This is a genomic window from Herbaspirillum sp. WGmk3, assembly GCF_023952535.1.
GTDB lineage: Bacteria > Pseudomonadota > Gammaproteobacteria > Burkholderiales > Burkholderiaceae_D > Herbaspirillum > Herbaspirillum huttiense.
This window is the reverse complement of the sequence record NZ_JAKYWT010000004.1, coordinates 559504-582158: the sequence shown is the minus strand read 5'-3', so window position 1 is coordinate 582158 and position 22655 is coordinate 559504. Positions and strand designations below refer to the sequence as shown.

The 22655-nt window shown below is 63.3% G+C and carries 19 protein-coding genes; 13 read left to right on the top strand and 6 right to left on the bottom strand.

Annotation, left to right across the window (positions count from 1 at the left end):
• Positions 1 to 360: 360 nt before the first annotated feature.
• The 8 genes from pstS to MKD49_RS18180 all read left to right on the top strand — a co-directional run bounded on the left by pstS (position 361) and on the right by MKD49_RS18180 (position 9482).
• Positions 361 to 1410, top strand: a complete 1050-nt coding sequence (pstS, locus tag MKD49_RS18215; protein WP_134134616.1) for a phosphate ABC transporter substrate-binding protein PstS — start codon at positions 361 to 363, stop codon at positions 1408 to 1410.
• 171 nt (positions 1411 to 1581) lie between these two features.
• Positions 1582 to 2592 carry a phosphate ABC transporter permease subunit PstC gene (gene pstC / locus MKD49_RS18210; protein ID WP_121037939.1) on the top strand — a complete coding sequence of 337 codons (1011 nt, stop codon included), beginning with the start codon at positions 1582 to 1584 and terminating at the stop codon, positions 2590 to 2592.
• Positions 2592 to 3488, top strand: a complete 897-nt coding sequence (gene pstA / locus MKD49_RS18205) for a phosphate ABC transporter permease PstA (RefSeq protein WP_039788929.1) — start codon at positions 2592 to 2594, stop codon at positions 3486 to 3488. Before pstC ends, pstA begins: the two co-directional genes overlap by 1 nt.
• Before the next feature lie 35 nt (positions 3489 to 3523).
• Complete coding sequence (gene pstB / locus MKD49_RS18200) at positions 3524 to 4324, top strand: phosphate ABC transporter ATP-binding protein PstB (RefSeq protein ID WP_204725603.1); 801 nt, start codon at positions 3524 to 3526, stop codon at positions 4322 to 4324.
• Positions 4325 to 4500: 176 nt separating this feature from the next.
• Positions 4501 to 5208, top strand: coding sequence for a phosphate signaling complex protein PhoU (gene phoU, locus MKD49_RS18195; RefSeq protein WP_121037942.1), 708 nt, complete (start codon positions 4501 to 4503; stop codon positions 5206 to 5208).
• Between the two features lie 93 nt (positions 5209 to 5301).
• Positions 5302 to 5979, top strand: coding sequence for a response regulator (locus MKD49_RS18190; protein ID WP_034332673.1), 678 nt, complete (start codon positions 5302 to 5304; stop codon positions 5977 to 5979).
• A 121-nt stretch (positions 5980 to 6100) separates the two neighbouring features.
• A complete protein-coding gene (phoR, locus tag MKD49_RS18185) occupies positions 6101 to 7411 on the top strand; it encodes a phosphate regulon sensor histidine kinase PhoR (protein ID WP_252697006.1) in 1311 nt (436 codons plus the stop codon).
• 430 nt (positions 7412 to 7841) lie between these two features.
• Positions 7842 to 9482: a methyl-accepting chemotaxis protein gene (locus MKD49_RS18180; RefSeq protein WP_252697005.1), complete on the top strand. Its 1641-nt coding sequence runs from the start codon at positions 7842 to 7844 to the stop codon at positions 9480 to 9482.
• A 163-nt stretch (positions 9483 to 9645) separates the two neighbouring features.
• Here the strand turns inward: MKD49_RS18180 and MKD49_RS18175 are convergent, their stop codons facing one another.
• From MKD49_RS18175 to MKD49_RS18160, 4 genes are all read right to left on the bottom strand, one after another.
• Positions 9646 to 10398, bottom strand: coding sequence for an SDR family NAD(P)-dependent oxidoreductase (locus MKD49_RS18175; RefSeq protein ID WP_209568695.1), 753 nt, complete (start codon positions 10396 to 10398; stop codon positions 9646 to 9648).
• A gap of 146 nt (positions 10399 to 10544) precedes the next feature.
• On the bottom strand, positions 10545 to 11390 hold the full coding sequence (locus MKD49_RS18170) for an ureidoglycolate lyase (RefSeq protein WP_252697004.1): 846 nt from the start codon (positions 11388 to 11390) through the stop codon (positions 10545 to 10547).
• Between the two features lie 627 nt (positions 11391 to 12017).
• The gene (locus MKD49_RS18165; protein WP_034332680.1) at positions 12018 to 12473 is read right to left on the bottom strand and encodes a hypothetical protein; all 456 of its coding nucleotides are present in this window, start codon (positions 12471 to 12473) and stop codon (positions 12018 to 12020) included.
• 217 nt (positions 12474 to 12690) lie between these two features.
• The gene (locus tag MKD49_RS18160; protein WP_252697003.1) at positions 12691 to 13110 is read right to left on the bottom strand and encodes a thioesterase family protein; all 420 of its coding nucleotides are present in this window, start codon (positions 13108 to 13110) and stop codon (positions 12691 to 12693) included.
• Positions 13111 to 13320: 210 nt separating this feature from the next.
• On the opposite strand from MKD49_RS18160, the gene MKD49_RS18155 reads away from it, so the two are divergent.
• Positions 13321 to 14397: an alpha/beta fold hydrolase gene (locus MKD49_RS18155; RefSeq protein ID WP_371925486.1), complete on the top strand. Its 1077-nt coding sequence runs from the start codon at positions 13321 to 13323 to the stop codon at positions 14395 to 14397.
• A 62-nt stretch (positions 14398 to 14459) separates the two neighbouring features.
• Positions 14460 to 14882, top strand: coding sequence for an EamA family transporter (locus MKD49_RS18150; protein ID WP_034332684.1), 423 nt, complete (start codon positions 14460 to 14462; stop codon positions 14880 to 14882).
• A 29-nt stretch (positions 14883 to 14911) separates the two neighbouring features.
• Here MKD49_RS18150 and MKD49_RS18145 read toward each other — a convergent pair whose 3' ends face one another.
• The gene (locus MKD49_RS18145) at positions 14912 to 16429 is read right to left on the bottom strand and encodes a lyase family protein (protein ID WP_204725066.1); all 1518 of its coding nucleotides are present in this window, start codon (positions 16427 to 16429) and stop codon (positions 14912 to 14914) included.
• A 127-nt stretch (positions 16430 to 16556) separates the two neighbouring features.
• Positions 16557 to 17318 carry an SDR family oxidoreductase gene (locus MKD49_RS18140; protein ID WP_209583213.1) on the bottom strand — a complete coding sequence of 254 codons (762 nt, stop codon included), beginning with the start codon at positions 17316 to 17318 and terminating at the stop codon, positions 16557 to 16559.
• 189 nt (positions 17319 to 17507) lie between these two features.
• Here MKD49_RS18140 and MKD49_RS18135 point away from each other — a divergent pair, with 189 nt between their 5' ends.
• The 3 genes from MKD49_RS18135 to MKD49_RS18125 all read left to right on the top strand — a co-directional run bounded on the left by MKD49_RS18135 (position 17508) and on the right by MKD49_RS18125 (position 22468).
• Positions 17508 to 18389 (top strand): LysR family transcriptional regulator, encoded by an 882-nt coding sequence (locus tag MKD49_RS18135; protein ID WP_252697001.1) that lies wholly within the window; start codon positions 17508 to 17510, stop codon positions 18387 to 18389.
• A gap of 123 nt (positions 18390 to 18512) precedes the next feature.
• On the top strand, positions 18513 to 20165 hold the full coding sequence (locus MKD49_RS18130) for a VRR-NUC domain-containing protein (RefSeq protein ID WP_252697000.1): 1653 nt from the start codon (positions 18513 to 18515) through the stop codon (positions 20163 to 20165).
• Positions 20162 to 22468: an ATP-dependent DNA helicase gene (locus tag MKD49_RS18125; protein WP_252696999.1), complete on the top strand. Its 2307-nt coding sequence runs from the start codon at positions 20162 to 20164 to the stop codon at positions 22466 to 22468. The genes MKD49_RS18130 and MKD49_RS18125 overlap by 4 nt, the downstream gene beginning before the upstream one ends.
• The last annotated feature ends 187 nt before the right edge of the window (positions 22469 to 22655 follow it).

The window sequence follows — 22655 nt, the reverse complement described above, 5'->3', positions numbered from 1 at the left end:
TTATGACAACGCCTTGGCCACTTTGTCACATTTGCTTCAGTATAAATCGATCTCTATATGATGACAAAATCATATTTGTCTGCAGGCAACCCGTGACATCACCCGCCACGGGCCATGACATCAAACTGTCAGGAAAGCCGCACCGCGCGCGGCATGCGGGTTTTCGGTCGGTTGCCGGGTGCCGGGCAGGGAGTGTTGCAGCGCGGCGCGGAGGCCCGTGCGATCTGGACTGAATGACAAGTTCGGGTCATAAACTCGTCACATTAGCTGGTTAAAGTTCGCCCTGTCTCGAAAGTCATCCCTCCCGACGTGATGTTTCTCGGTGACCGTCCTCTCTTCAAAATCATAGGAGTAGCAGAAATGGGTTTTAACCATCTGATCAAGTCTGTTGCAATCGCAGTGGCTGGCGCTTTCGCTTTCAGCGGTGCCGCGCATGCAGCAGAAATCACCGGCGCTGGCGCCTCCTTCCCGTACCCGGTCTACGCCAAGTGGGCTGAGCTGTACAAGGCCGCCACCGGCAACAGCCTGAACTACCAGTCCATCGGTTCGGGCGGTGGCATCAAGCAGATCAAGGCCAAGACCGTCGATTTCGGCGCTTCGGATGCTCCGCTGCCGCAAAGCGAACTGGCTGAAGCCGGCCTGACCCAGTTCCCCGCCGTCGTCGGTGGCGTGGTTCCCGTGGTCAACCTGGACGGCGTGACCCCCGGCCAGATCAAGCTGTCGGGCCAGGTGCTGGGCGACATCTATGCCGGCAAGATCACCAAGTGGAACGCACCGGAGATCACCGCCCTGAACCCGGGCGTGAAGCTGCCGAATGAAGACATCACCGTCGTCTACCGTTCGGACGCATCGGGCACTTCCTACGTCTTCACCTCCTACCTGTCCAAGGCCAACGCCGACTTCAAGAGCAAGATCGGTGCCGGTACTGCCGTCAAGTGGCCCACCGGCGTGGGTGGCAAGGGTAACGAAGGCGTTGCCGCCAACGTGCAGAAGGTCAAGGGCGCAATCGGCTACGTCGAGTACGCCTACGTCAAGAAGAACAAGCTGAACTACACCCAGCTGAAGAACAAGGATGGCAACTTCGTCTCCCCGGACGATTCCACCTTCAAGGCTGCCACCGCCGCTGGCGACTGGGCCAAGACCCCTGGCTTCGCAGTGGACTTCACCGACGCAGCCGGCAAGGAATCGTGGCCGATCTCCAGCGCCACCTTCATCCTGCTGCACAAGGAACAGGCTGGCGATGGCGCCAAGGGCAAGGAAGTCCTGAAGTTCTTCGACTGGGCCTACAAGAACGGCGGCAAGGTTGCTGCTGAACTGGACTACGTGCCCCTGCCGGATTCGGTCACCAAGCTGGTGGAAGATTCCTGGAAGAGCAACGTCAAGGACAGCAGCGGCAAGGCGCTCTGGTAAGCCAAGCCCAGTCCGGCCGGATGCCATGAACATCCGGTCATAGCAGCCTCTCCCCTACGGAGCATTCGGGTCATCGCAGCGAAAACGAGCAACTCTGGAGCACAGAGCATTCGCGGCGATGGCCCGTTTTAATGGTGAATTCAAATGAGCGCTAATTATTCCACCACGGCAATGTCGAATACCGAAGTCAAAAAATCCCCGACAGAGACTGAAAGTGCGCAAGCTGCGCGCGAGAAGTTGATGGCCGTCATGCGCCGCCAGCGTCTGCAGGATTTCTTTTTCCACAAGATCACCCTGATCTTCGCCCTGTCCGTGCTGCTGATGCTGGGCGGGATCATCGTTTCCCTCATCATCGGTGCCGCACCGGCGTTCCAGGCCTTCGGCCCGGGCTTCATCACGCGCGTCGAATGGGATCCGACCAATAACGAATTCGGCGCCATGATCGCCATCGTCGGCACGCTGTCGACCTCGATCATCGCCTTGCTGATCGCCTTCCCGGTCAGCTTCGGCATCGCCCTGTTCCTGACCGAAATCTGCCCGGCCAAGCTGCGCCGTCCGCTGGGCACCTGTGTGGAACTGCTGGCGGGCGTGCCCTCCATCATCTACGGCATGTGGGGCCTGTTCGTGTTCGCACCGCTCTTCTCCGAATACGGCCAGCCCTTCCTGAAGGCGACCCTGGGCCAGATCCCCGGCATCGGCGTGCTGTTCTCCGGCCCGACCATGGGTATCGGCATCCTGACCGCCGGCCTGATCCTGTCGGTGATGATCATCCCCTTCATCTCTTCGGTGATGCGCGACGTGTTTGAAGTCGTGCCCGCAGTGCTGAAGGAATCGGCCTACGGTCTCGGCTGCACCCGCTGGGAAGTGGTGCGCAAGGTGGTGCTGCCCTACACCAAGACCGGTGTGGTCGGTGGCGTGATGCTGGGCCTGGGCCGTGCGCTGGGCGAGACCATGGCGGTCACCTTCGTGATCGGCAACTCGCATCGCCTGTCCTGGTCGCTGTTCTCGGCCGGCAACTCGATTGCCTCGACCCTGGCCAATGAAATCGCCGAAGCCTCCAGCAAGCTGCACGTGTCCTCGCTGTTTGCCCTGGGCCTGATCCTGTTCGTCATCACCTTCATCGTTCTGTCCGCCGCCAAGATCATGCTCATGGGCATGACCCGCAAGGAAGGAGCCAAATAATGAGCCAGACCGTACAAGCCGGTGTGAAAAGCACCGACCAGGCGCAAGCCATGAACCCCGTCTACCGCCGTCGCCTGATGCAGCATCGCATGGGCATGCTGTTCTCCTTCCTGGCCATGGGCCTGGGCCTGTTCGTGCTGGCCTGGATCCTGCTGACCCTGGTCTTCAAGGGCGTGGCCGCACTGAACCTGGGTCTGCTGACCGAAAACACCCCCGGTCCGGGCGATGCCGGCGGCGGCCTGTTGAACCCCATCGTCGGCTCGCTGCTGATGGTCGGTATCAGCACCATCATCAGCACCCCGATCGGCATCCTGGCCGGCGTCTATCTCGCCGAATACGGCGAGGAAAGCAAGCTGGCCCAGGTCACCCGCTTCGTTACCGACATCATGCTGTCGGCACCGTCGATCGTGATTGGCCTGTTCATCTATGCGATCTACGTGGCCAACGTGAACCACTTCTCGGGCTGGGCCGGTACCTTCGCCATTTCGCTGATCGCCATTCCAGTGGTGGTGCGTACCACCGACAACATGTTGAAGCTGGTGCCGAGCGGTCTGCGTGAAGCCGCCTTCGCCCTGGGTGCCCCGCGCTGGAAGGTGGCCATCATCGTGCGCCTGCGTGCGGTCAAGGCGGGCGTGGTGACCGGCGTGCTGCTGGCCGTGGCGCGAATCTCGGGTGAGACCGCGCCGCTGCTGTTCACCGCCCTGAACAACCAGTTCTTCAGCACCAACATGAACCGTCCGATCGCCAACCTGCCGGTGGTGATCAACCAGTTCGCCATGAGCCCGTATGACAACTGGGTCTCGCTGGCATGGGGCGGCGCCTTGCTGATCACCTTCAGCGTGCTGCTGCTCAACGTGCTCTCGCGCACCCTGTTCAAACAACAAATCCCCGGCTAATTCTCCAAGTGACCGACATGACTACTGCTCATCAAATGGCAAGCCACGCTTCGACCGCACCTCTCAACGCCGCTGCGGTCCAGAAGACCACGCTGGAAGTTTCGCAACTGAACTTCTACTACGGCGGATTCCAGGGTTTGAAGAACATCAACCTGAACATCTATGAAGGCAAGGTCACCGCCTTCATCGGCCCCTCGGGCTGCGGCAAGTCGACGCTGCTGCGTACCTTCAACCGCATGTATGACCTGTATCCCGGCCAGCGCGCCGAGGGCAAGATCATCTATGCCGGCAACAACATCCTCGAACCGGGCCAGGATCTGAACATGCTGCGCGCCAAGGTCGGCATGGTGTTCCAGAAGCCGACTCCGTTCCCGATGTCGGTGTATGACAACATCGCCTTCGGTATCCGCCTGTATGAAAACCTGCCCAAGGGCGAGATGGATGAGCGCGTCGAATGGGCGCTCAACAAGGCGGCGCTGTGGGGTGAAGTGAAGGACAAGCTGCACAAGAGCGGCCTGTCGCTCTCCGGTGGTCAGCAACAGCGTCTGTGTATCGCACGCGGCGTAGCCGTGAAGCCGGAAGTGCTGCTGCTGGATGAACCGACGTCGGCGCTGGATCCGATTTCGACGGCCAAGGTGGAAGAACTGATCGGTGAACTCAAGAACGACTACACCATCGCCATCGTGACCCACAACATGCAGCAGGCGGCGCGCTGCTCGGATTACACCGCTTACATGTACCTGGGCGAGCTGGTGGAGTTTGGCGAGACCGATCAGATCTTCATGAATCCGGTGCGCAAGGAAACCCAAGACTACATAACCGGCCGTTTCGGCTGAACCGCCGTCTCGGCTACTGCGCGCTCCGATTTCGCGTCTGCGATGCTCGCCGTACCCCAGTACGGCTGCGCTTCTCGACGCGAACTCGAAGCGCTCGCTACGCCGATACGACGATTCCACAGAGTAGTCATTGCACCGTATATATTATTTATAGAAATTCTTTTTAGGGACGTCACATGACCGGCGATCATTCCTCCAAACAGTATGACCAGGATCTGGAGCAGATCCGCTCCAAGGTGCTCGCCATGGGCGGCATGGTGGAACACCAGTTCCAGGACGCGATTGCGGCCTTCCGCAACGGCAACCTCGACGTCGCCCATCGCGTGATGAAGGACGACGAAGCCGTCAATCGCCTCGAAGTCGAACTCGACGACGCCTGCAGCCACCTGATCGTGCGCCGCCAGCCAACCGCCAATGACCTGCGTACCGTCATGGCCACCATCAAGATCATCACCGATCTGGAACGCGTGGGCGACGAGGCGACCAAGATCGCCCGCACCGCCATCCACCTGCACAAGCGCGGCATCGGCCTGGTCTCGCACTATGAAACCGTGAGCCTGATCGCCGAACAGGCCATGGACCAGCTGCGCAGCGCCCTCGACGCCTTCGCCCGCCTGGATGACCAGCAGGCGCTGGAACTGATCAAGCAGGACGAACGCATCGACCACGGCTTCCGTTCCATCACCCGCAGCCTCATCACCTTCATGATGGAAGACCCGCGCACCATCTCCGGTTCCATCGATACCCTGTGGGTGGCCAAGGCCATCGAACGCATCGGCGACCATGCCAAGAACATCGCCGAATACGTGGTCTACGTGGTCGGTGGCAAGGATATCCGCCACACCGACTTCGGTTCGGCCAAGACGCTCCAGGAAGAAGACTAAGCACGACGGCACCGGTGCTGGCAGCGGGGGAAGCGCTGCCACTGCCGGATTGCGGAGGGGAGACCCGCGATACTGCTAACAAGCCTGACTATCATGACTACTATCCTCATCGTCGAAGACGAACCCTCCATTGCCGAACTGATTGCCTTCACCCTCAAGGAGGCAGGCTGGTCCAGCTTCGTCGTCTCCAACGCGGCCGCGGCCTGGGACTTCGTCCAGCACCGCGCCCCGCAACTGGTGCTGCTGGACTGGATGCTGCCCGACCGCAGCGGCCTGCACCTGCTGTCGCGCATCCGTGCCGACCGCCAGCTGCAGCAACTGTCGGTCATCATGCTCACCGCCAAGAGCATGGAAGAAGACAAGATCGCCGGCCTCGACAACGGTGCCGACGACTACATCACCAAGCCCTTCTCGCCGCGCGAACTGACCGCGCGCATCAAGGCCCTCCTGCGCCGCAAGAGCCCGGAGCACGCCCAGGAAGTGATGTCGGCCGGTCCGGTCACGCTCGATCCGGCCAGCTGCTCGGTGAGCCTGTCGGGCGCACGCATCGATATCGGCCACGCCGAATACAAGCTGCTGAAGTTTTTCCTGGCGCATCCTGATCGCGTGTTCTCGCGCAGCCAGCTGCTCGACCGCGTCTGGGGCGACCACGTGGTGATCGAGGAACGCACCGTGGATGTCCACGTGCTGCGCCTGCGCAAGGCTTTGCGCGATGCCGAGTACCTCATCAAGACGGTGCGCAGCGTCGGCTACATGCTCTCGACCAAATAAAGATCGAGCAAGCAAAGATCGAGTAAATAAAGATCAAAGACCAAACAGCCCGCGTCGTTCATAATCAGCAAAATTAAAAAGTTTGGCGCGCGGGCGCTTCCCAGATTTATCTGTCAAATCAATGAGTCCACAACTTCTGTTCTGGATTCCTGCTGTATTGCGCCTGGTGTTGTGCCTGGCCGGAGCAGGAGTCGTCGGTTTCTTCTTCGGCCCCATCATCGGGCTGGTCACGGCGGTGCTGGGCGTGGGCGCGATGATGATTGCGCACCTGCACTACCTGCTGCGCCTGTCGACCTGGCTGGATGATTCCGGCCAGTCGCGCCTGCCCGATGGCTGGGGGGCCTGGACCGATGTCTATGCACGGCTGTACCGCATGCGCCGCGACGATGAACGCAACCAGGCCGAACTGGCCGAGTGGCTGGCGCGCTTCCGCCAGGCCATGAGCCTGCTGCCGGATGGCGTGGTGATCATGGACGACGTGCTCTTCCTCGAATGGTGCAACCCGGCCGCGCAGTCGCACCTGGGCCTCAAGCTGGACCGCGACAAGGGCATGCGCGTCACCAACCTGATCCGCAATCCGGCCTTCATCGACTACATCATCCTGGGGCGCTACGAGCAGCCGCTCACGCTGGCCCTGCATGAGCGCAAGCTGATCATCCAGATCATCCCCTTCGAGAACCGCCGCCAGATCCTGGTCACCCACGACGTCACCGAATCGCAGCGCATCGACATGATGCGCCGTGACTTCGTGGCCAATGCCTCGCACGAACTGCGCACGCCGCTGACCGTCATCAACGGTTTTCTGGAAATCGCGCTGGCGCAGCCGAACCTGGAAGAGTCCATCCGCATGGCCCACCTGAAGCTCATGACCGAGCAGGGCCAGCGCATGCAGAACCTGATCGACGACATGCTCACGCTGACGCGCCTGGAATCGATCGACTACCCCCTGCGCTCCGAAGTGCTGCGCGTCCGTCCGCTGCTGGAGCGCATCGCCGAGGAAGGCCGTGCGCTGTCGGCGGGCAAGCATGACATCCGCCTGGTGGTCGACGGCCCCGACCTCAAGGGCAATGCCGATGAACTGCGCAGCGCCTTTACCAACCTGGTCACCAATGCCGTACGCTATACCCCGGAAGGCGGCACCATCACCCTGCGCTGGCAGAGTGACGAGCAGGGCGCGCATTTCGCGGTGCAGGATACCGGCATCGGCATCAGCCCCGAACATATCTCGCGCCTGACCGAACGCTTCTATCGCGTCGACAAGAGCCGCTCGCGCGAGACCCAGGGCACCGGCCTGGGCCTGGCCATCGTGCGTCACGTGCTGCTGCGCCACCATGCCACGCTGGATATTGCCTCGGTGCCGGATCACGGCAGTACCTTCACGGTGCACTTCCCGGCGACCCAGACCATCGCGGATTACGCGGCGCAGCAATAAACTGCCCACCTCCGGTCAAACCAAATGGAAAGGATGCTTCGGCATCCTTTTTTCATGTTTGAATCGGCCGCAGGCGCGTACTATTGCGCCATAGCTCAACGCTGACATGTCGTCAGTAAGTGAAATTACGAATGCCTGCCTTCTGTCTTCACGGCAACAATGGCGCCTCGCAAGCCCCGGCCATTGCCGGCGGCGCTGTCGCATGCATGTGCGCGCAACGGGCAGGCTTCGCATTCCTGGCCGGCACCGGGCGCATCCCGCCGTGTGCTAGCCAGCAAGCCGTCATCCCGTTGCCGCGATGACAGCTTGTTGTCAGGAAATCCCTGATCGCGCCGCGGCGGTATTCGTCGCACCATGAAGCCGAAGCGCCTGAGACCGGTCCGTAGATGTACCGGTCTACCCCTCCACCTACTGCGCATAAGAGAAAACGATGAGCTATTTCGCCAACATGAAGATCGGCCGCCGCCTGGGCCTGGGTTTTGCCGTCATCCTGGCCGCAGCCAGCGTGGTCGTCGCGCTGTCGATCTGGCGTTTGCAAGGCATCGCCGCCGCCACCGACGAAATGATGCACGAGCCGCTGACCAAGGAGCGCCTGGTCTCCGACTGGTATCGCACCATCCACACCAGCGTGCGCCGCACCACGGCCATTGCCAAGAGTGCCGATCCCAGCCTGGCCAGCTTCTTCGCGGCCGACGCCGCCGAGGCCAGCCGCATGTCCACCGAACAGCAGAAAGCCATCGAAGCCCTGATCGAATCGCCTGAAGAGAAAGCTGTCTTCGCCAAGCTGGGCGAGGTACGCAAGGATTACATCAAGCACCGTGACGCCATCTCCAAGGCCAAGGCCGACGGCAACGCCGAGGAAGCCGCCAAGATCCTGGCCGGCCCCTTCGATGCGGCAGCCAAGGGCTATCTGGAGAATCTGCAGCAGTTGCTCAACCTGCAACGCGCCAACATCGACCAGGTGGCCAAGGACATCCAGCAGGTCTATCACGAAAGCCGCAACCTCATGATCGGCCTGGCCATCCTGCAAGTGGTGCTGGGCTGGCTGTTCGCGCGCAGCCTGGCGCTGGGCATCACGCGGCCGCTGGAAAAGGCGGTCAATGTGGCCGAAGCCGTGGCCGCTGGCGATCTCACCACCCGCGTCGATGACCATCTGGCCGCCCGCAAGGATGAAACCGGCAAGCTGATGCACTCCCTGCAGGCCATGACCGGCAACCTGGCGCGCATCGTCGGCCAGGTGCGCAGCGGCACCGATGCCATCGGCACCGCCTCGCGCGAGATCGCCACCGGCAACCTCGACCTCTCGGCGCGTACTGAACGTCAGGCCGGTGCCCTGGAAGAAACCGCCTCGGCCATGGAAGAACTGACCTCCACCGTGGCCCAGAATGCCGACAACGCCCGCCAGGCCAACCAGCTGGCGGCCTCCGCTTCCTCGGTGGCACAGCAGGGCGGGGAAGTGGTGTCGCAGGTGATCTCGACCATGGGTTCCATCAATGAATCCTCGCGCAAGATCGTCGACATCATCAGCGTCATCGACGGCATCGCGTTCCAGACCAACATCCTGGCCCTGAATGCCGCCGTGGAAGCGGCCCGTGCAGGCGAGCAGGGCAGGGGCTTTGCCGTGGTGGCCTCGGAAGTGCGTTCGCTGGCCCAGCGCTCGGCCTCGGCCGCCAAGGAAATCAAGACCCTGATCGATGACTCGGTGGCCAAGGTCGGCTCCGGCAGCGAGCTGGTGGAGCGTGCCGGCACGACCATGGACGAAGTGGTGGCCAGCGTGCGCCAGGTCGTCGACATCGTCTCCGAGATCACGGCGGCCAGCAGCGAGCAGAGCGACGGCATCAGCCAGGTCAATCTGGCCATCACCGACATGGACCAGACCACGCAGCAGAACGCCGCGCTGGTCGAAGAAGCTGCCGCCGCTGCCGAAGCCATGCAGGAACAGGCCGCGCGCCTGTCCGAAGTGGTGAGCCAGTTCAAGGTACTGGCGCAGGACCAGGTGGGCTACGGCAGTGAGGAAGTGGTGAGCCGCCCACCGGTAGACATCACGCCGCCGCGACCGGCCTTGCGCTGACAAGGCGACGAAGCTGACACTGATGCCACAAACAAGAAACCCGCCATTCACATCCTGGCGGGTTTCTTGTTTTGGGCAGGCCGCAACGACGGTGGGTAGCGGCGCAAATGAAGCATTCTGCGTCACTTCCACCGAGGAAGACCGGGGGCCACGCCCCGCGCCCTCAGTAGGTGGCTCGTCCGCCCGAGAGATCGAAGACGGATGCCGTAGTGAAGGAATTCTCCTCGGACACCAGCCACGCCACCATCGCCGCCAGCTCTTCCACCTTCACGAAGCGCGCACGCGGGATCTTGGAGAGCATGTAGTCGATGTGGGCCTGGGTGCATTGCTCCAGGATGCGGGTCTGCGCGGCGGCCGGAGTGATGGCGTTGACAGCGATGTTGCGGGTCGCGGTCTCCTTGCCCAGGCTCTTGGTGAGGGCGATCATGCCGGCCTTGGCGGCGCTGTAGGCGGAGGCGGTCGGATTGCCTTCCTTGCCGGCGATGGAGGCAATGTTGACGATGCGGCCGTAGTTCTGCGCGATCATGCGCTGGACCACCACCTGGTTGACGTAGAAGGCCCCATTGAGATCGATGTCGATCACGCGGCGCCATTCTTCAGGCGAGTAGTCCGCCACCGGATTGTTCTGTCCGGCGATGCCGGCGCTGTGCACCAGAATGTCGATGGACTGGGTGAGTTTTTCGGTGGCTTCGATGGCTTGCTGGACGTCGGACTGGCTCGAGATATCCACGCGGACGGTCTCGACATTGCCCAGCGGTTCCAGCCTGGCGCGGGCCTCGGCCAGCGCTTTTTCGTCCATGTCCCACAGCACCACCTTGGCCTTGCCTTGCAGCAGGCGTTCGGCCACGGCATAGCCGAAGCCCTGGGCACCGCCGGTGATGATGGCGCTGCGGCCCTGGAAATCGTAGTGATTCATTGTGTCTTCTCCTTCCCTGTTGCGGTCATTGGATCGCGCAGGCGGACATGCGCCTGCGCATGGTCGTTCTTGTTCTTGTGGACTTCGATGGGGATGCAACCGCGCCGCCGACTGGCGGCGCGGGGTGACGCGGTGATCCTGATGGATCAGGCGTCGATGGTCTTCTGCTGCTGTTCGCCGAGGCCGTCGATGCCCAGGCGCATGGTCTGGCCGGCGCGCAGGTAGACGGCTTCCGGCTTGACGCCCATGCCCACGCCCGGCGGCGTGCCGGTGGAGATGACGTCGCCTGGCTGCAGGCTCATGAAGCGCGACAGGTAGGAAACGATGTGCGCCACGCCGAAGATCATGGTGCTGGTATTGCCATTCTGGTAGCGCTTGCCATCCACTTCCAGCCACATGCCCAGCTTTTGCGGATCGGCGACTTCATCGCGGGTGACCAGCCAGGGGCCGATGGGGCCGAAGGTATCGCAGCCCTTGCCCTTGTCCCAGGTACCGCCGCGTTCGATCTGGTATTCGCGCTCGGAGACGTCGTTGACCACGCAATAGCCGGCCACGTGGGACATCGCGTCCTTCTCGTCGATGTAGCTGCCGGCCTTGCCGATGACCACGCCCAGTTCGACTTCCCAGTCGGTCTTCTTGGAGCCGCGGGGGATCTTGACGTCGTCATTGGGGCCGACCACGGCGGAGGTCCATTTGTTGAACACGACGGGTTCGGCCGGGATGGGCAGGTTGGATTCGGCGGCGTGATCGGCGTAGTTCAGGCCGATGCAGATGAATTTGCCGATGTTGCCGACGCAGGCGCCGATGCGCGGCGAGCCTTCCACGGCGGGCAGGCTTTCCAGGTCCAGTTTGCGGATCTTGTCCAGGGAAGCGTCATCCAGTACGGCACCGTTGACGTCCTTGATGTAGGCGGACAGATCGCGGATCTTGCCGGATTGGTCGAGGACGCCGGGCTTTTCCTGCCCCACCGGGCCGTAACGCAGTAATTTCATCGTGTTTCCTTTGAGAAATGATTGTCTCTGAATGACGCCTTTTTGCCGTGGCTCGGCCTCAGCGTGCCGAGGGCGGGCGACAGGCGATGGGCTGTCGATTTGGGAAACTGGATATTACCAGTTTATTGGTAAGACCAATAGCGCGCGGCGCTTTTCCAATGAGTGGAGTCGCATGGAGTGTCAGGGGAGGCGAAAGGAAATCACCTGCGCGATTGGCGACCTTTGCGGAAAGGGAATGCAGGTTGCACGATCCATGACGCTCACCTTCTTGTTGGCGGCTGGTCCGCGACTTCGCCGACGTCAGGAAGAAGTCAGACGGGCCAGCAACAAGGCTTTGGCGATAGCGATACAACGAAAGGCTAGGGCCTGTTCACATTTAATCTGCGAGATGCGTTGCCCCCAGAAGGCGGGCTGGCAAGGCGCGCGTCAGGGCTGGTGGTGGTGCCACCAGCCCTGACGTGCAACGCGGCCAGCGCGCCTTCTGGGGGCAACCCTCCGGGAGAGGCCGCCAAGCGTCGCCTGCCGTTGTTGCAGCTCCTTGCCGTGGCACCACCACGGCGCGTCGCTGCGCCTAGGCAGCCAACGCTTGGCGACCTCTCGCACTCGCAGATTAAATGTGAACAGGCCCTAGCGTACCTTGTACAGCACAGCAGCCCCAGGCTTCGGTTCGAAAGCAGGCACGGTGCGCTGCGCAAGTTGCTTGCCGTTGGCATCCCATACCAGGGTGTCTGCGGGGTATTCATCCTTGCGGGTCATGGTGTCGATCTGCTTGACGATCACCTGCGCGCCTGCAGGCAGCTCCGGGTTCCATGCGAATACCCCAACTCTGCCGAAGAAGACCGCCGGTGCGTCGGCGTCGAGGCGGCGGTCAGGGCACATGACCAGACCACGTTCCAGCATGACCCGCAGTGCGCCGACAGGCAGCATCTTTACCGTCGGCGTGGTGCGCGCCGCGCTATGGCCCGGGCAGACATTGGCCGAGCGAGTCACCATGTCTTGCACCACCTGACTGTCGGATTGGGCGTGTGCCGAAAAAGCAGCGGCAGAAAGGGCCGCCATGACGAGAGTTGATTTCAGAGGCATGAGAGAAGTCCTGAGAGAAAAGGTTTCCACATAGCGGCTTGCTCCGGCTTGGCATGCGGCCACGTGCAAGCTGAATGCGTTCAGACTATCCCGGCATTGATCTGTTCCCTCTCCGCATCGATGCGCAGGCCAACCAGATGGCTGGATGAAGATCAGCGGCGAACGGAAAAGCGGCGGACATCGATGTGAAGGCCGCCGCGTAAATCCGCCATGGCGGCTATGGCGCAGGTTGCTCCCGATCGGCGGCAGGAGCCGCCGCCAGCGCCGCCGCAATCGCCTCCGGCACGAACGGCCGGTTATTCATGAAGCAAGCCCCGACAAAGACCGCCTCCGCATACACCACATCCCCCACCTTGATCTGCTGCACGAAATTCACCCGGCTGCGCTTTTCGTGTTTCTGCACTTCGCAGGTGACCTCCATCGTGTCGCCCCTTTGCAGGCTCTTGCGAAAGCGCAGCGAGTATTCCAGCACCATGAACACCTGACCTTGCCGGAAGGCCTCTTCGATATCGATTCCCAGCGCTTCCTTCAAAAAGGCATGCCGCGTCCATTCCATATAAAACGGGTAGTACAGCCCATCGACCACGCCCTGGAAATCGATGTGCTTGGGATCCACTTCAAACTGTTTTGAAAACATGATGTCGTTCCTTCCGTTCAGATTGGTCAAACCGGTGACACGATAATCGCAGGGCAGGGCAGCCGTCTACCCTCCACGCGCGCAGCCATCGCAAAAGGTCGGGCCGGTAAAACGAGGTGAAGCCCGACCTTGTTGCGCGAATCCGGCTACCATCGGCGATATCGATTGTGCGCGCCATCCCGATCTCACCTACCACCCTGAATCCGCCCCATGCATTTGCCTCCTTTTCTGTTCCGTGCGAAAACTGTGCTGGCTGCCAGCCTGTTGAGCGTGTTGGCCTCCATGCCTCCGCCGGTCCCTGCTGCCACTACGACATCTGTCCCCGACATGGAAAACGCGCCGGTCTACGGCCCCCAGCTGGAGGGCTTCGACTACCGCTGGCCGGTCTCGCGTTATCGTTTCCACTCGCAGCGCCAGGACATCGAGATGGCCTATCTCGACGTGGCACCTGCCGCCGGCAGTGTCCCGCACGGCACCGTCGTCCTGCTGCACGGAAAGAATTTCTGCGCCGGCACCTGGGAGCAGACCGTCGATGTCCTGAGCCGCGCCGGCTACCGTGTGATTGCACCGGATCAGATCGGCTTCTGCAAATCCAGCAAGCCCGAGCAATACCAGTTCAGCTTCCAGCAACTGGCCGCGAATACGCACGCCTTGCTGGCCTCGCTCGGCATCGATCAGGCCATCCTGGTAGGCCACTCCACTGGTGGCATGCTGGCCATCCGCTATGCGTTGTCCTATCCACAGCAGACCCGCCAGCTGGTGCTGGTCGACCCCATCGGCCTGGAAGACTGGCGCGCCAAGGGCGTGCCGCCGGTGTCGGTGGACCAGTGGTATGCGCGCGAACTCGGTACCACGGCCGAGCGCATCCGCAACTACGAGCGCGCTACGTATTTCTCCGGGCAGTGGAGTGCGGAGTATGAACCCTGGGTGCAGATGCTGGCCGGCATGTACCGCGGGCCGGGCAAGGAGCGGGTGGCGTGGAATTCCGCACTGCTGTACGACATGATCCTCACGCAACCGGTGTTTTACGAACTGAAGAACCTGAAGACGCCCACGGTCCTCATGATCGGCGACCAGGACAGCACCGCCATCGGCAAGGAATTCGCACCGCCGGCATTGCGCGCCGGGCTGGGCAACTATGCGGTGCTCGGGCGCGAGGCGGCTGCCGTCATTCCGCACGCAACCTTGGTGGTATTCCCCGGCGCTGGTCACGCACCGCAGATGCAGATGCCGGAGTTGTTTCATGCGCAGTTGCTCAAGCGGCTTGCGCCCGAAGGCGGGCGCTGAACCGCAGATGCACAGATGGTTGCGGTTGTTGCCTTACATGATCTTCATTCAAGGATAAGACGATGGAACGCTGGATCGCCTACGCATTCATTTCCATGGCCTTTGCAGGCTTCACCTCGGTCATCGCCAAACTCGGCTTGACCGGCATCTCCAGCGATCTGGGATTGGCCATCCGGACCTGCTTCGTGTTCGTCTTCGTCCTCATGTTCGCCGCCGCTGTCGTGCCGGCCGCGCAGTTGAGCGCGGTCACCTGGCAGAACGTCCTCTGGCTCGGCCTGTCGGGTGTGACCACCGCCGTCTCCTGGGTGTTCTACTACAAGGCCATCAAGGCGGGGGACGTGTCCACCGTGGCGCTGATCGACAAGGGCAGTGTCATCGTGGCCTTGCTGATGGCGGTCTGGATTCTCAATGAAGTCATCACGCCCGCCAAGCTGATCGGGGCCGCGCTCATTGCTGCGGGATTGCTGGTGATTTCCCGCGGCTAGGCCAAGCTGCACGGCCCGCCCGGCACGACTTACTTCACCCCCGCCGAGACGGCCATCCGGTCAAAATCGGCATCCAGTTTCTGCAGCGATCCTGCAATGCGCTGCTGCCGGGCCTTGATCCACGCATCCTGCTGCGCCACGCGCGCAGTGGCCTCGCGCAGCATGCGGTCCATCTCGGCGGGTTGCGGACCGCCCACGGTGGCCCGATTGCGCACGATCGCCACCGGATCGAGGGTGCTGCGGAACTCCTGTTCCGACATCGGCAGGGCCTGCGGGAATTCCGAATTCAGCACTGCTTCGTGATAGATGCGCTGCGCCTGGTCATAAGGAAACTCCAGCGGCCGGATGTTGTTGGCCTTGGCATACTCCACCACTTCCGAAGCGAAGTGATGACCCACGCGGAAGGGCAGCTTGTACTTGCGCATGAGCACGTCGGCCAGTTCCTGGGACGCGGTCCAGTCGCTGTTGAGTTCTTCCAGCGCGCGTTTCGGATCGATCACCAGCGCGCCCAGGATGCTTTCCCAGTTCTTCAGGACCTTGACCGTATTGAGCACCATCTCCTTGTTGGGCTTCACGTCCTTGGCATCGCTCATGCCGGGCGGGATGTTGTGCGCCACGATGGCCACGCCCATGCCCTCGGCAATCACCATCGAGGCATCGCGCCGGGTGCTGTTGAGCAGGCCCGGATTGCGCTTCTGCGGCATGGCCGACGACACGTAAGTATTGGCCCCTCCCTCCTGCAACAGGATCCACGGACGCGGCTGCGCATATTGCGTCATCACGTCCTGGATGAAGGCGCCGGCATGCAGGGCAATGGAAGAGACCACCGCGCCCGCTTCCACCGGACCATCCACCGCCGACAGTTGCGCAGCGTCATAGGCGTTGTCGACGATGGCGCCAAAGCCCAGGTAGTCGGCCATGCGCTGGCGGTTCAACGGCCAGCTGGTGCCGTTGAGCACTGTGGTGCCCATGGCCGAGCGGTCCAGCCGCCCATAGGCTTCGCGCAGGCGCTGGGCATCGCGGTCCAGTGCGGCGGCAAAGCCCAGCAGGTAGTGGCCGTAGCTGTTGGGCTGCGCCGCCACCCCATTGGTGTAGTTGGGCACGATGGTGTCACGCTGGCTGGCGGCCAGTCTGACCAGCGCCGCCGTGGTGGCGTTGAGCTGGTTGGCCAGCGTCAGCAGGTCTTCGCGCAGGATGGCCGCGCGCAGCGTGGCCAGCATGTCCTGGCTGGAACGGCCGGCGTGCAGCAGCGTGATCTGCGGACCGGCCGCCTGGATCAGCAGCGGCTCGAACGTGATCACCAGCGTCGGACGCTTGGCACCTGGCAGCTCGCCATCGGCCAGCACCTTGCGGATGCCCTTGACGACCAGCGGGGTCATCGACTTGTCCAGCAAGCCTTCGTCGGTGTTGATCACGGCCGTGGCCTTGTTGATTTCGCCGAGCCAGAAGAATTCATCATGGCGCGGCGTCTGCTGCGCGTGCAAGGGCGCGGCGCAAGCCAGCAGGGCAGCGGACAGCGCGACGGCGAGGGTGGAAAGCTTGGGCAAGGCGGTCTCCTGGAAGTTTTGATTGGTCTGTGCAGGGCGACTATCTTAGCGGGCAATCGCGATTTCGTTTTGGATGATCCGCTTCGGGTGTCGCTGCACAGTCCCTGAATCAGCCGACTCAGCCGGTTCAGCCGATGCTGTTGACCAGGTTCTCGCCGCCGGTCACGTCCAGTACCGTGCCGGTGACGTAGGGATTGGTCATCAGGAACAGCGCCGCATGGGCGATGTCCTCGGCCTGTCCGGCCCGGCGTGCCGGGAAGCTGGCAGCCACCTGTTGCATCATGCCGGCCCGCACGTCGGCCGGGAGGAAATTCCACATGTCCGTTTCCACAAAGCCGGGACGGAGGGTGTTGACCCGCGTCGGTGCCAGTTCCACCGCCAGCGACGCCGCCAGCGCCTCGACTGCCGCAAAGCTGGAGGTCACGGCCGTGAAGCCCGGCTTGGGCCGCACCGCCATGCCGCCGCTGAGGAAGGTCATGGTGCCGCCCGCGCGCAGCAGTGGTGCGGCGTAGCGGGCACAGGCCCAGGTGCCGAGGAATTTGCCTTCCACATAGCTGCGCACGCCGCGCATGTCGGCATCCATGAAGCTGCCCCAGCTGCCGACGTCGGGCGCAGCGGTGACCACCAGGTGATCGAAGGGGCCGATGGCCGCAAAGGCGCTGCGCACGGCGGTTTCGTCGCGCATGTCCAGCGTGACCTGCTGCAGGCCAGCCAGTTCAGGGCGCTCTTGCGTGGACGTGATGCGGCGGCTGGCGACGATCACCGTGGCCCCGGCGTCCAATGCGGCGCGGGCAATCCCCAGGCCGATGCCGGTCTTGCCGCCGACGATGACGACGGTCTTGCCGCTGAGGGAGAGTGAACCAGCCAAGGAGGGAGTGGAGAGAGTCATGGTGTATCCGATCGATTCAAGAGTGAAAGAAAACTGATGGAGCAGGCCGGCAAGCGAAGAGCGCTTCGGCCAGCGGTGAACCGATGGTAATTGCGGCCGGATTTGTTGATAATCCCTGTGAAATTGATTGCTGTTATTCTCTTTTGGAATAAATCCGGCCTCGTGGCCTGCCTCTTTCAGCGAATACCCATGGACAGATTCCAAGAAATGACGGCCTTCGTCGCCGTGGTCGAGACCGGTGGATTTTCTGCCGCGGCGCGTCGGCTCGGCGAATCGCAGTCCAGCGTGAGCAAGGCCGTCAACGCCCTTGAACAGCGTCTGGGCGTGGCCCTGCTCCATCGCAGCACGCGCAGCGTGACGCTGACCGAACACGGCCGCACCTACTACGCGCGCACCGTGCCGCTGCTGGAGGAGATGGCGCAGACCGATGCCGAGCTCTCCAGCAGCACGCTGGACATCGCCGGCCCGGTCCGGCTGGCCACGTCCGCCACCTTCGGCCGCCTGCACGTGCTGCCGCTGGTGCCGGTGCTGCTGGCGCGCTATCCGGGGATAAGGCTCGATCTGCAGTTCTCCGATGGCGTGCGCGATCTGCTGGCCGATGGCGTCGACCTGGCCATCCGCGTCAGTCCGGTGCTGCATCCGGATGCCGTGGTCAAGCGCGTGGCCAGCACGCCGCTGGTGTGCGTGGGAGCGCGCAGTTATTTCAGGCGGCATGGGCTGCCGCGCACGCCGCAGGAGCTGGCGCGCCATAACTGCCTGATCTACAACGACATGCACGAATGGCCTTTCAGCGGACCGCACGGGCGCTTCAGCGTGCCGGTGCAGGGCAACCTGTCTGCCAACACGGTCGAGGCCATCCTGGCGGCGGTGCGTGCGGGCGTGGGACTGGGGCTGTTCAACCGGGCCTCGCTGGTCGGCGAGATGCGCCATCCGGACATCGCCACCGTCCTCGATGCCTATCTGAAGGAAACCCGCGACATCAGCCTGGTCTGGCCGCGCCGCCGCTTCCTCCCGCAACGGGTGCGGGTGGTGACCGATTTTTTTGCCAAGGAGCTGGCAGCCAGGATCTGAGCGGCTGAGCGGGCGGAGGGGCTGCACGTTGCTTCATGTTCGGCACAATGAATATGTTGCTTCTGGCAGGAAGCGATATACTGTGCATCCATACAGTTCCTTTCCTGCCTGCTTTTCGCCGCAATGCCCGCCGTCCCCGATCACCGTTTCTACTACCTGAGCAATTTCCAGCAGGCGCTGGATTGGCTGGGGCAGCGCTATGCCGACCTGCTGCAGGACGAGGAGCGCGATTTCCTGCTGCGTTTCCCGGCCTTGCCGCTGGCTGCGCGGGCGCTGTTCGTGCGCATGATGATGCGCAAAGGCGAGCACTTCCGCGCCAGCCGTCTGGCTTATCCGGAGATCGGCTGCCCGCTGCAGGCGTCCCGCGATCTGCCGCCCGAATGGGTGGAGCAGGATGCGCCGCTGTCGCTGGCCCAAGTCTTCGCGCTGGCGACCAAGCCGGAGCTGCTGCGCTGGTTCGGCGTGCGCGGTGGACTCAGGACGGCGCGCAAGGACAGCTTGCTGGCGGCACTGGAAAGCGATCCCCTTCATGCTGCGCCGCGCTGCCTGTCGCAATGGATAGCGCCGGGGCAGGGCGGGGAAGCGGTCCTGCGCATGCGGGTTGGCGGCCTGTGTGAACGTTTGCGTTTGATGTTCTTCGGCAACCTGCGCCAGGACTGGAGCGAATTCGTGCTGGCCGATCTGGCTACGCTGCGCTATGAACAGATCGCCCTTTCTGCCGAGGCGCGCGGTTTTCGCAGCCGCACCGACATTGATCTTTACCTGCAACTGCAGGCCTGCAAGCAGCGCTTTGAGGCCAGTGACAAGGTCGCGGCGGTGCTCGACGCGCTACCCGCGGAGCGCTTCGACAATCCCTGGCTGGAGAGCCGCCGGGAACGCCTGCTGTTCCAGCTCGGCCAGCATTGCGAGAAGGCCGGCGACTGGCCACAGGCACAGCAGATCTACGCTGCCTGCCGTTATCCCGGCGCACGGGCACGCGCCATCCGCGTGCTGGAAAAACTGGGCCGCTTCGGTCCCGCGCAGGCCCTGCTGACGATCGCCCGGCAATCGCCCGAGAGCGAGGCGGAACGCCAGCAACTGCTGCGCATCGCGCCGCGCCTGGCGCGCCAGCTGGGTTTGCCGCCGGCGCTGCGGCCGCGCCCCGCCGTGGTCGATCAGATCGAGCTCGTGTTGCCGGCCGAGGGCGGCCGCGTCGAGCGGGCGGTGCAGTTGCATTTGCAGCAGGCCGATGCGCCGGTGTTCTATGTCGAAAACGCGCTGGCCAATGCCCTGTTCGGCTTGCTGTGCTGGGAAGCGCTGTTCGCGCCCATTCCCGGCGCCTTCTTCCATCCCTTCCAGCGCGAGCCGGCCGATCTCTTGAGCGCCGATTTCGCGGCGCGTCGGCGCGATGTGCTGGCGCGCTGCCTGCGCCGTTTCGATGACGGCAGCTACCGTGCGCATCTCCTTGCCACCCATGAGAGCAAGCACGGCCTGCAATCGCCCTTCGTCGCCTGGGGCTGGGTTACGCGCGAGCTGCTGGTGATGGCGCTGGACTGTATCCCCGCTGCACATCTGAAGCTGTGGTGTCTGCGCATCCTTGACGACATTCGCGAGAACCGCAACGGCTTCCCCGACCTGATCCAGTTCTGGCCGCAGGAAGGGCGCTATCGCATGGTCGAAGTCAAAGGCCCGGGCGACCGCCTGCAGGACAACCAGCGCCGCTGGCTGGACTATTGCGCGCAACACGGCATGCCTGTGGCAGTGTGCTACCTGCAATGGGAACAGGCGGCAGCATGAACGAGCCTCTCTCGGCCGGCGCTGCGCAAGAGCAGTCCTCACCGCGCTACACCGTCTCGGTTCGTGCACTGTGCGAATTCACCGCCAAGCAGGGCGATCTCGATCTGCGCTTCACGCCCACACCCACCGCCCAGGAAGGCATCACCGGTCACGCCATCGTGGCGCAGCGGCGCGGGGAAGGCTACCTGAGCGAAGTGACGCTCTCGGCCGATCATGGCGCGCTGCATGTGCGCGGACGCGCGGATGGGTATGACCCCGCGCGCCAGCTGCTGGAAGAAGTGAAGACTTATCGCGGCCAGCTCTCCAGCCTGCCCGACAATCATCGCCACCTGCACTGGGCGCAACTGCGGGTCTATGGCCACCTGATGTGCGAGCGGGAAGGGCTGGCGCGCATCCATCTGGCGCTGGTGTATTTCGACATCGGCAGCCAGCAGGAAACGGTACTGGAAGAAACCCGCAGCCGCGAGGAACTGGCTACGCTCTTTGCGGCGCAATGCGAGCGTTTCATGTGCTGGGCCGAACAGGAGCTGGCGCACCGCGCGGCGCGTGATACGGCTTTGCAGACGCTGCGCTTTCCGCATGGCGATTTCCGTCCCGGTCAGCGGCAACTGGCGGAGGCGGTATTTCGCGCGCAGACGGGCCGGCGCAGCCTGCTGGCGCAGGCACCGACCGGCATCGGCAAGACGCTGGGCACCTTGTTCCCGGCCCTCAAGGCAGCCCCGGCGCAGCGGCTGGACAAGATCCTCTTCCTCGCGGCCAAGACCCCCGGCCGGCAACTGGCGCTGGATGCCGCCGCCACCTTGAAGGATCACGGCGAACTGCCGCTGCGGGTGCTGGAACTGTGCGCACGCGACAAAGCCTGCGAATATCCGGACCGGCTGTGCCGGGGCGATTCCTGTCCGCTGGCGCAGGGCTTCTACGACCGCCTGCCTGCCGCCCGCGCGGCCTGCCTCTCGCAGCCGCTGCTGGATCGCGAACATCTGCGCAGCGTGGCCCTGCAGCATCAGGTCTGTCCCTACTACCTGGGCAGCGAGATGACGCGCTGGAGCGATGTCATCGTCGGCGATTACAACTACTGGTTCGATGGCGGTGCCATGCTCTACGGCATGGCGCAGGCGCATGACTGGCGCGTGAGCGTGCTGGCCGACGAGGCCCACAACCTGGTCTCGCGGGCGCGCAGCATGTACAGCGCGCAACTGAGCCGGGCAGCGCTGCGGGCCGCGCGCGGCGTGGCGCCGCCGGCCGTGGCCAAGCCGCTGGAACGGCTGGGCCGCGCCTGGACCGCCGCCGGCAAGAAGGCCGACTTGCCCTATCAGGTGCTGGAAGCGCCGCCGGCCAAGTTCGTCGAGGCACTCAGCAGCAGCGTGGGCGCCATCAGCGATTTCCTGGCGCAGGTGGCGGTGCCGCTGGATCCGCCGCTGCGCGATTTCTACTTCGATGCCATGGCCTTCGTGCGGCTGGCCGAATCCTTCGGCCCGCACTCGCTGTTTGATCTCACCCGGGAAGATGAACGCAATACCGTGCTGTGCATCCGCAACGTCGTGCCTGCGCCTTTCCTGGGGCCGCGCTTCGCCTTTGCGCATGCGACCACGCTGTTCTCGGCCACGCTGGCCCCGTGGAATTATTTTGCCGATCTGCTGGGCATGCCGGCCAATACCGCCTGGATCGATGTCGAGTCTCCCTTCCAGGCCAGCCAGTTGCAGGTGAAGGTGGCGCATCAGATCTCCACCACCTGGCAGCGCCGCGCCGCCTCCATCGCACCGATTTGCGCACTGATGGCGCGCCAGTATGAAGAGCGGCCGGGCAACTACCTGGCGTTCTTCTCCAGCTTCGACTACCTGCAGCAGGCGCGTGATGCCTTCGCACGGGCGCATCCGCATATCGCCACCTGGCAGCAGTCGCGCCGCATGTCCGAGACCGACCGCGATGCCTTCCTCGCACGTTTCGAAAGCGCCGGGCAGGGCATCGGCTTTGCCGTATTGGGCGGCTCCTTCGGGGAAGGCGTGGATCTGCCCGGCGATCGACTCATCGGCGCTTTCGTCGCCACGCTGGGGTTGCCGCAATTCAACCCGGTCAACGAGCAGTTGCGTGAACGCATGGAGCAACTGTTCGGCTGCGGTTACGACTACACCTACCTCTATCCCGGCATGCAGAAAGTGGTGCAGGCGGCCGGCCGCGTCATCCGCACCGAAACTGACCAGGGCACGGTCTGGCTGATCGACCAGCGCTTCGGCCGGCCCGAGGTGCAGGCACTGCTGCCGGCCTGGTGGCAGATCGCCGATTCCCGCGCGCTGCCAGCGTGAACGCCGTGGCTTCTCAGGTTTTTCCCGAGTGACATCTTTTTACGAACCCCTAGCATAGGCGGGTACGTGGACATGCCGGGTCCGGGTTGCCCGATCTCCCGCAGGATGAGAGTCGAAAAGCCGCGCCAGCCGTGGCACGCGAGTGTCCTTGCGGGATCTTTCGGGAACTGTGTCAATTCCGCGTCGA

What these genes read in the sequence shown, in the direction of transcription:
- MKD49_RS18170 (WP_252697004.1), bottom strand. Translation starts at nt 11,390, where the DNA reads ATGAAATTACTGCGTTACGGCCCGGTGGGGCAGGAAAAGCCCGGCGTC.
- MKD49_RS18190 (WP_034332673.1), top strand. Translation starts at nt 5,302, where the DNA reads ATGACTACTATCCTCATCGTCGAAGACGAACCCTCCATTGCCGAACTG.
- pstC (WP_121037939.1), top strand. Translation starts at nt 1,582, where the DNA reads ATGTCGAATACCGAAGTCAAAAAATCCCCGACAGAGACTGAAAGTGCG.
- MKD49_RS18130 (WP_252697000.1), top strand. Translation starts at nt 18,513, where the DNA reads ATGCCCGCCGTCCCCGATCACCGTTTCTACTACCTGAGCAATTTCCAG.
- MKD49_RS18175 (WP_209568695.1), bottom strand. Translation starts at nt 10,398, where the DNA reads ATGAATCACTACGATTTCCAGGGCCGCAGCGCCATCATCACCGGCGGT.
- MKD49_RS18180 (WP_252697005.1), top strand. Translation starts at nt 7,842, where the DNA reads ATGAGCTATTTCGCCAACATGAAGATCGGCCGCCGCCTGGGCCTGGGT.
- MKD49_RS18160 (WP_252697003.1), bottom strand. Translation starts at nt 13,110, where the DNA reads ATGTTTTCAAAACAGTTTGAAGTGGATCCCAAGCACATCGATTTCCAG.
- pstB (WP_204725603.1), top strand. Translation starts at nt 3,524, where the DNA reads ATGGCAAGCCACGCTTCGACCGCACCTCTCAACGCCGCTGCGGTCCAG.
- phoU (WP_121037942.1), top strand. Translation starts at nt 4,501, where the DNA reads ATGACCGGCGATCATTCCTCCAAACAGTATGACCAGGATCTGGAGCAG.
- pstS (WP_134134616.1), top strand. Translation starts at nt 361, where the DNA reads ATGGGTTTTAACCATCTGATCAAGTCTGTTGCAATCGCAGTGGCTGGC.
- MKD49_RS18165 (WP_034332680.1), bottom strand. Translation starts at nt 12,473, where the DNA reads ATGCCTCTGAAATCAACTCTCGTCATGGCGGCCCTTTCTGCCGCTGCT.
- MKD49_RS18155 (WP_371925486.1), top strand. Translation starts at nt 13,321, where the DNA reads ATGCATTTGCCTCCTTTTCTGTTCCGTGCGAAAACTGTGCTGGCTGCC.
- phoR (WP_252697006.1), top strand. Translation starts at nt 6,101, where the DNA reads ATGAGTCCACAACTTCTGTTCTGGATTCCTGCTGTATTGCGCCTGGTG.
- MKD49_RS18140 (WP_209583213.1), bottom strand. Translation starts at nt 17,318, where the DNA reads ATGACTCTCTCCACTCCCTCCTTGGCTGGTTCACTCTCCCTCAGCGGC.
- MKD49_RS18125 (WP_252696999.1), top strand. Translation starts at nt 20,162, where the DNA reads ATGAACGAGCCTCTCTCGGCCGGCGCTGCGCAAGAGCAGTCCTCACCG.
- MKD49_RS18135 (WP_252697001.1), top strand. Translation starts at nt 17,508, where the DNA reads ATGGACAGATTCCAAGAAATGACGGCCTTCGTCGCCGTGGTCGAGACC.
- MKD49_RS18150 (WP_034332684.1), top strand. Translation starts at nt 14,460, where the DNA reads ATGGAACGCTGGATCGCCTACGCATTCATTTCCATGGCCTTTGCAGGC.
- pstA (WP_039788929.1), top strand. Translation starts at nt 2,592, where the DNA reads ATGAGCCAGACCGTACAAGCCGGTGTGAAAAGCACCGACCAGGCGCAA.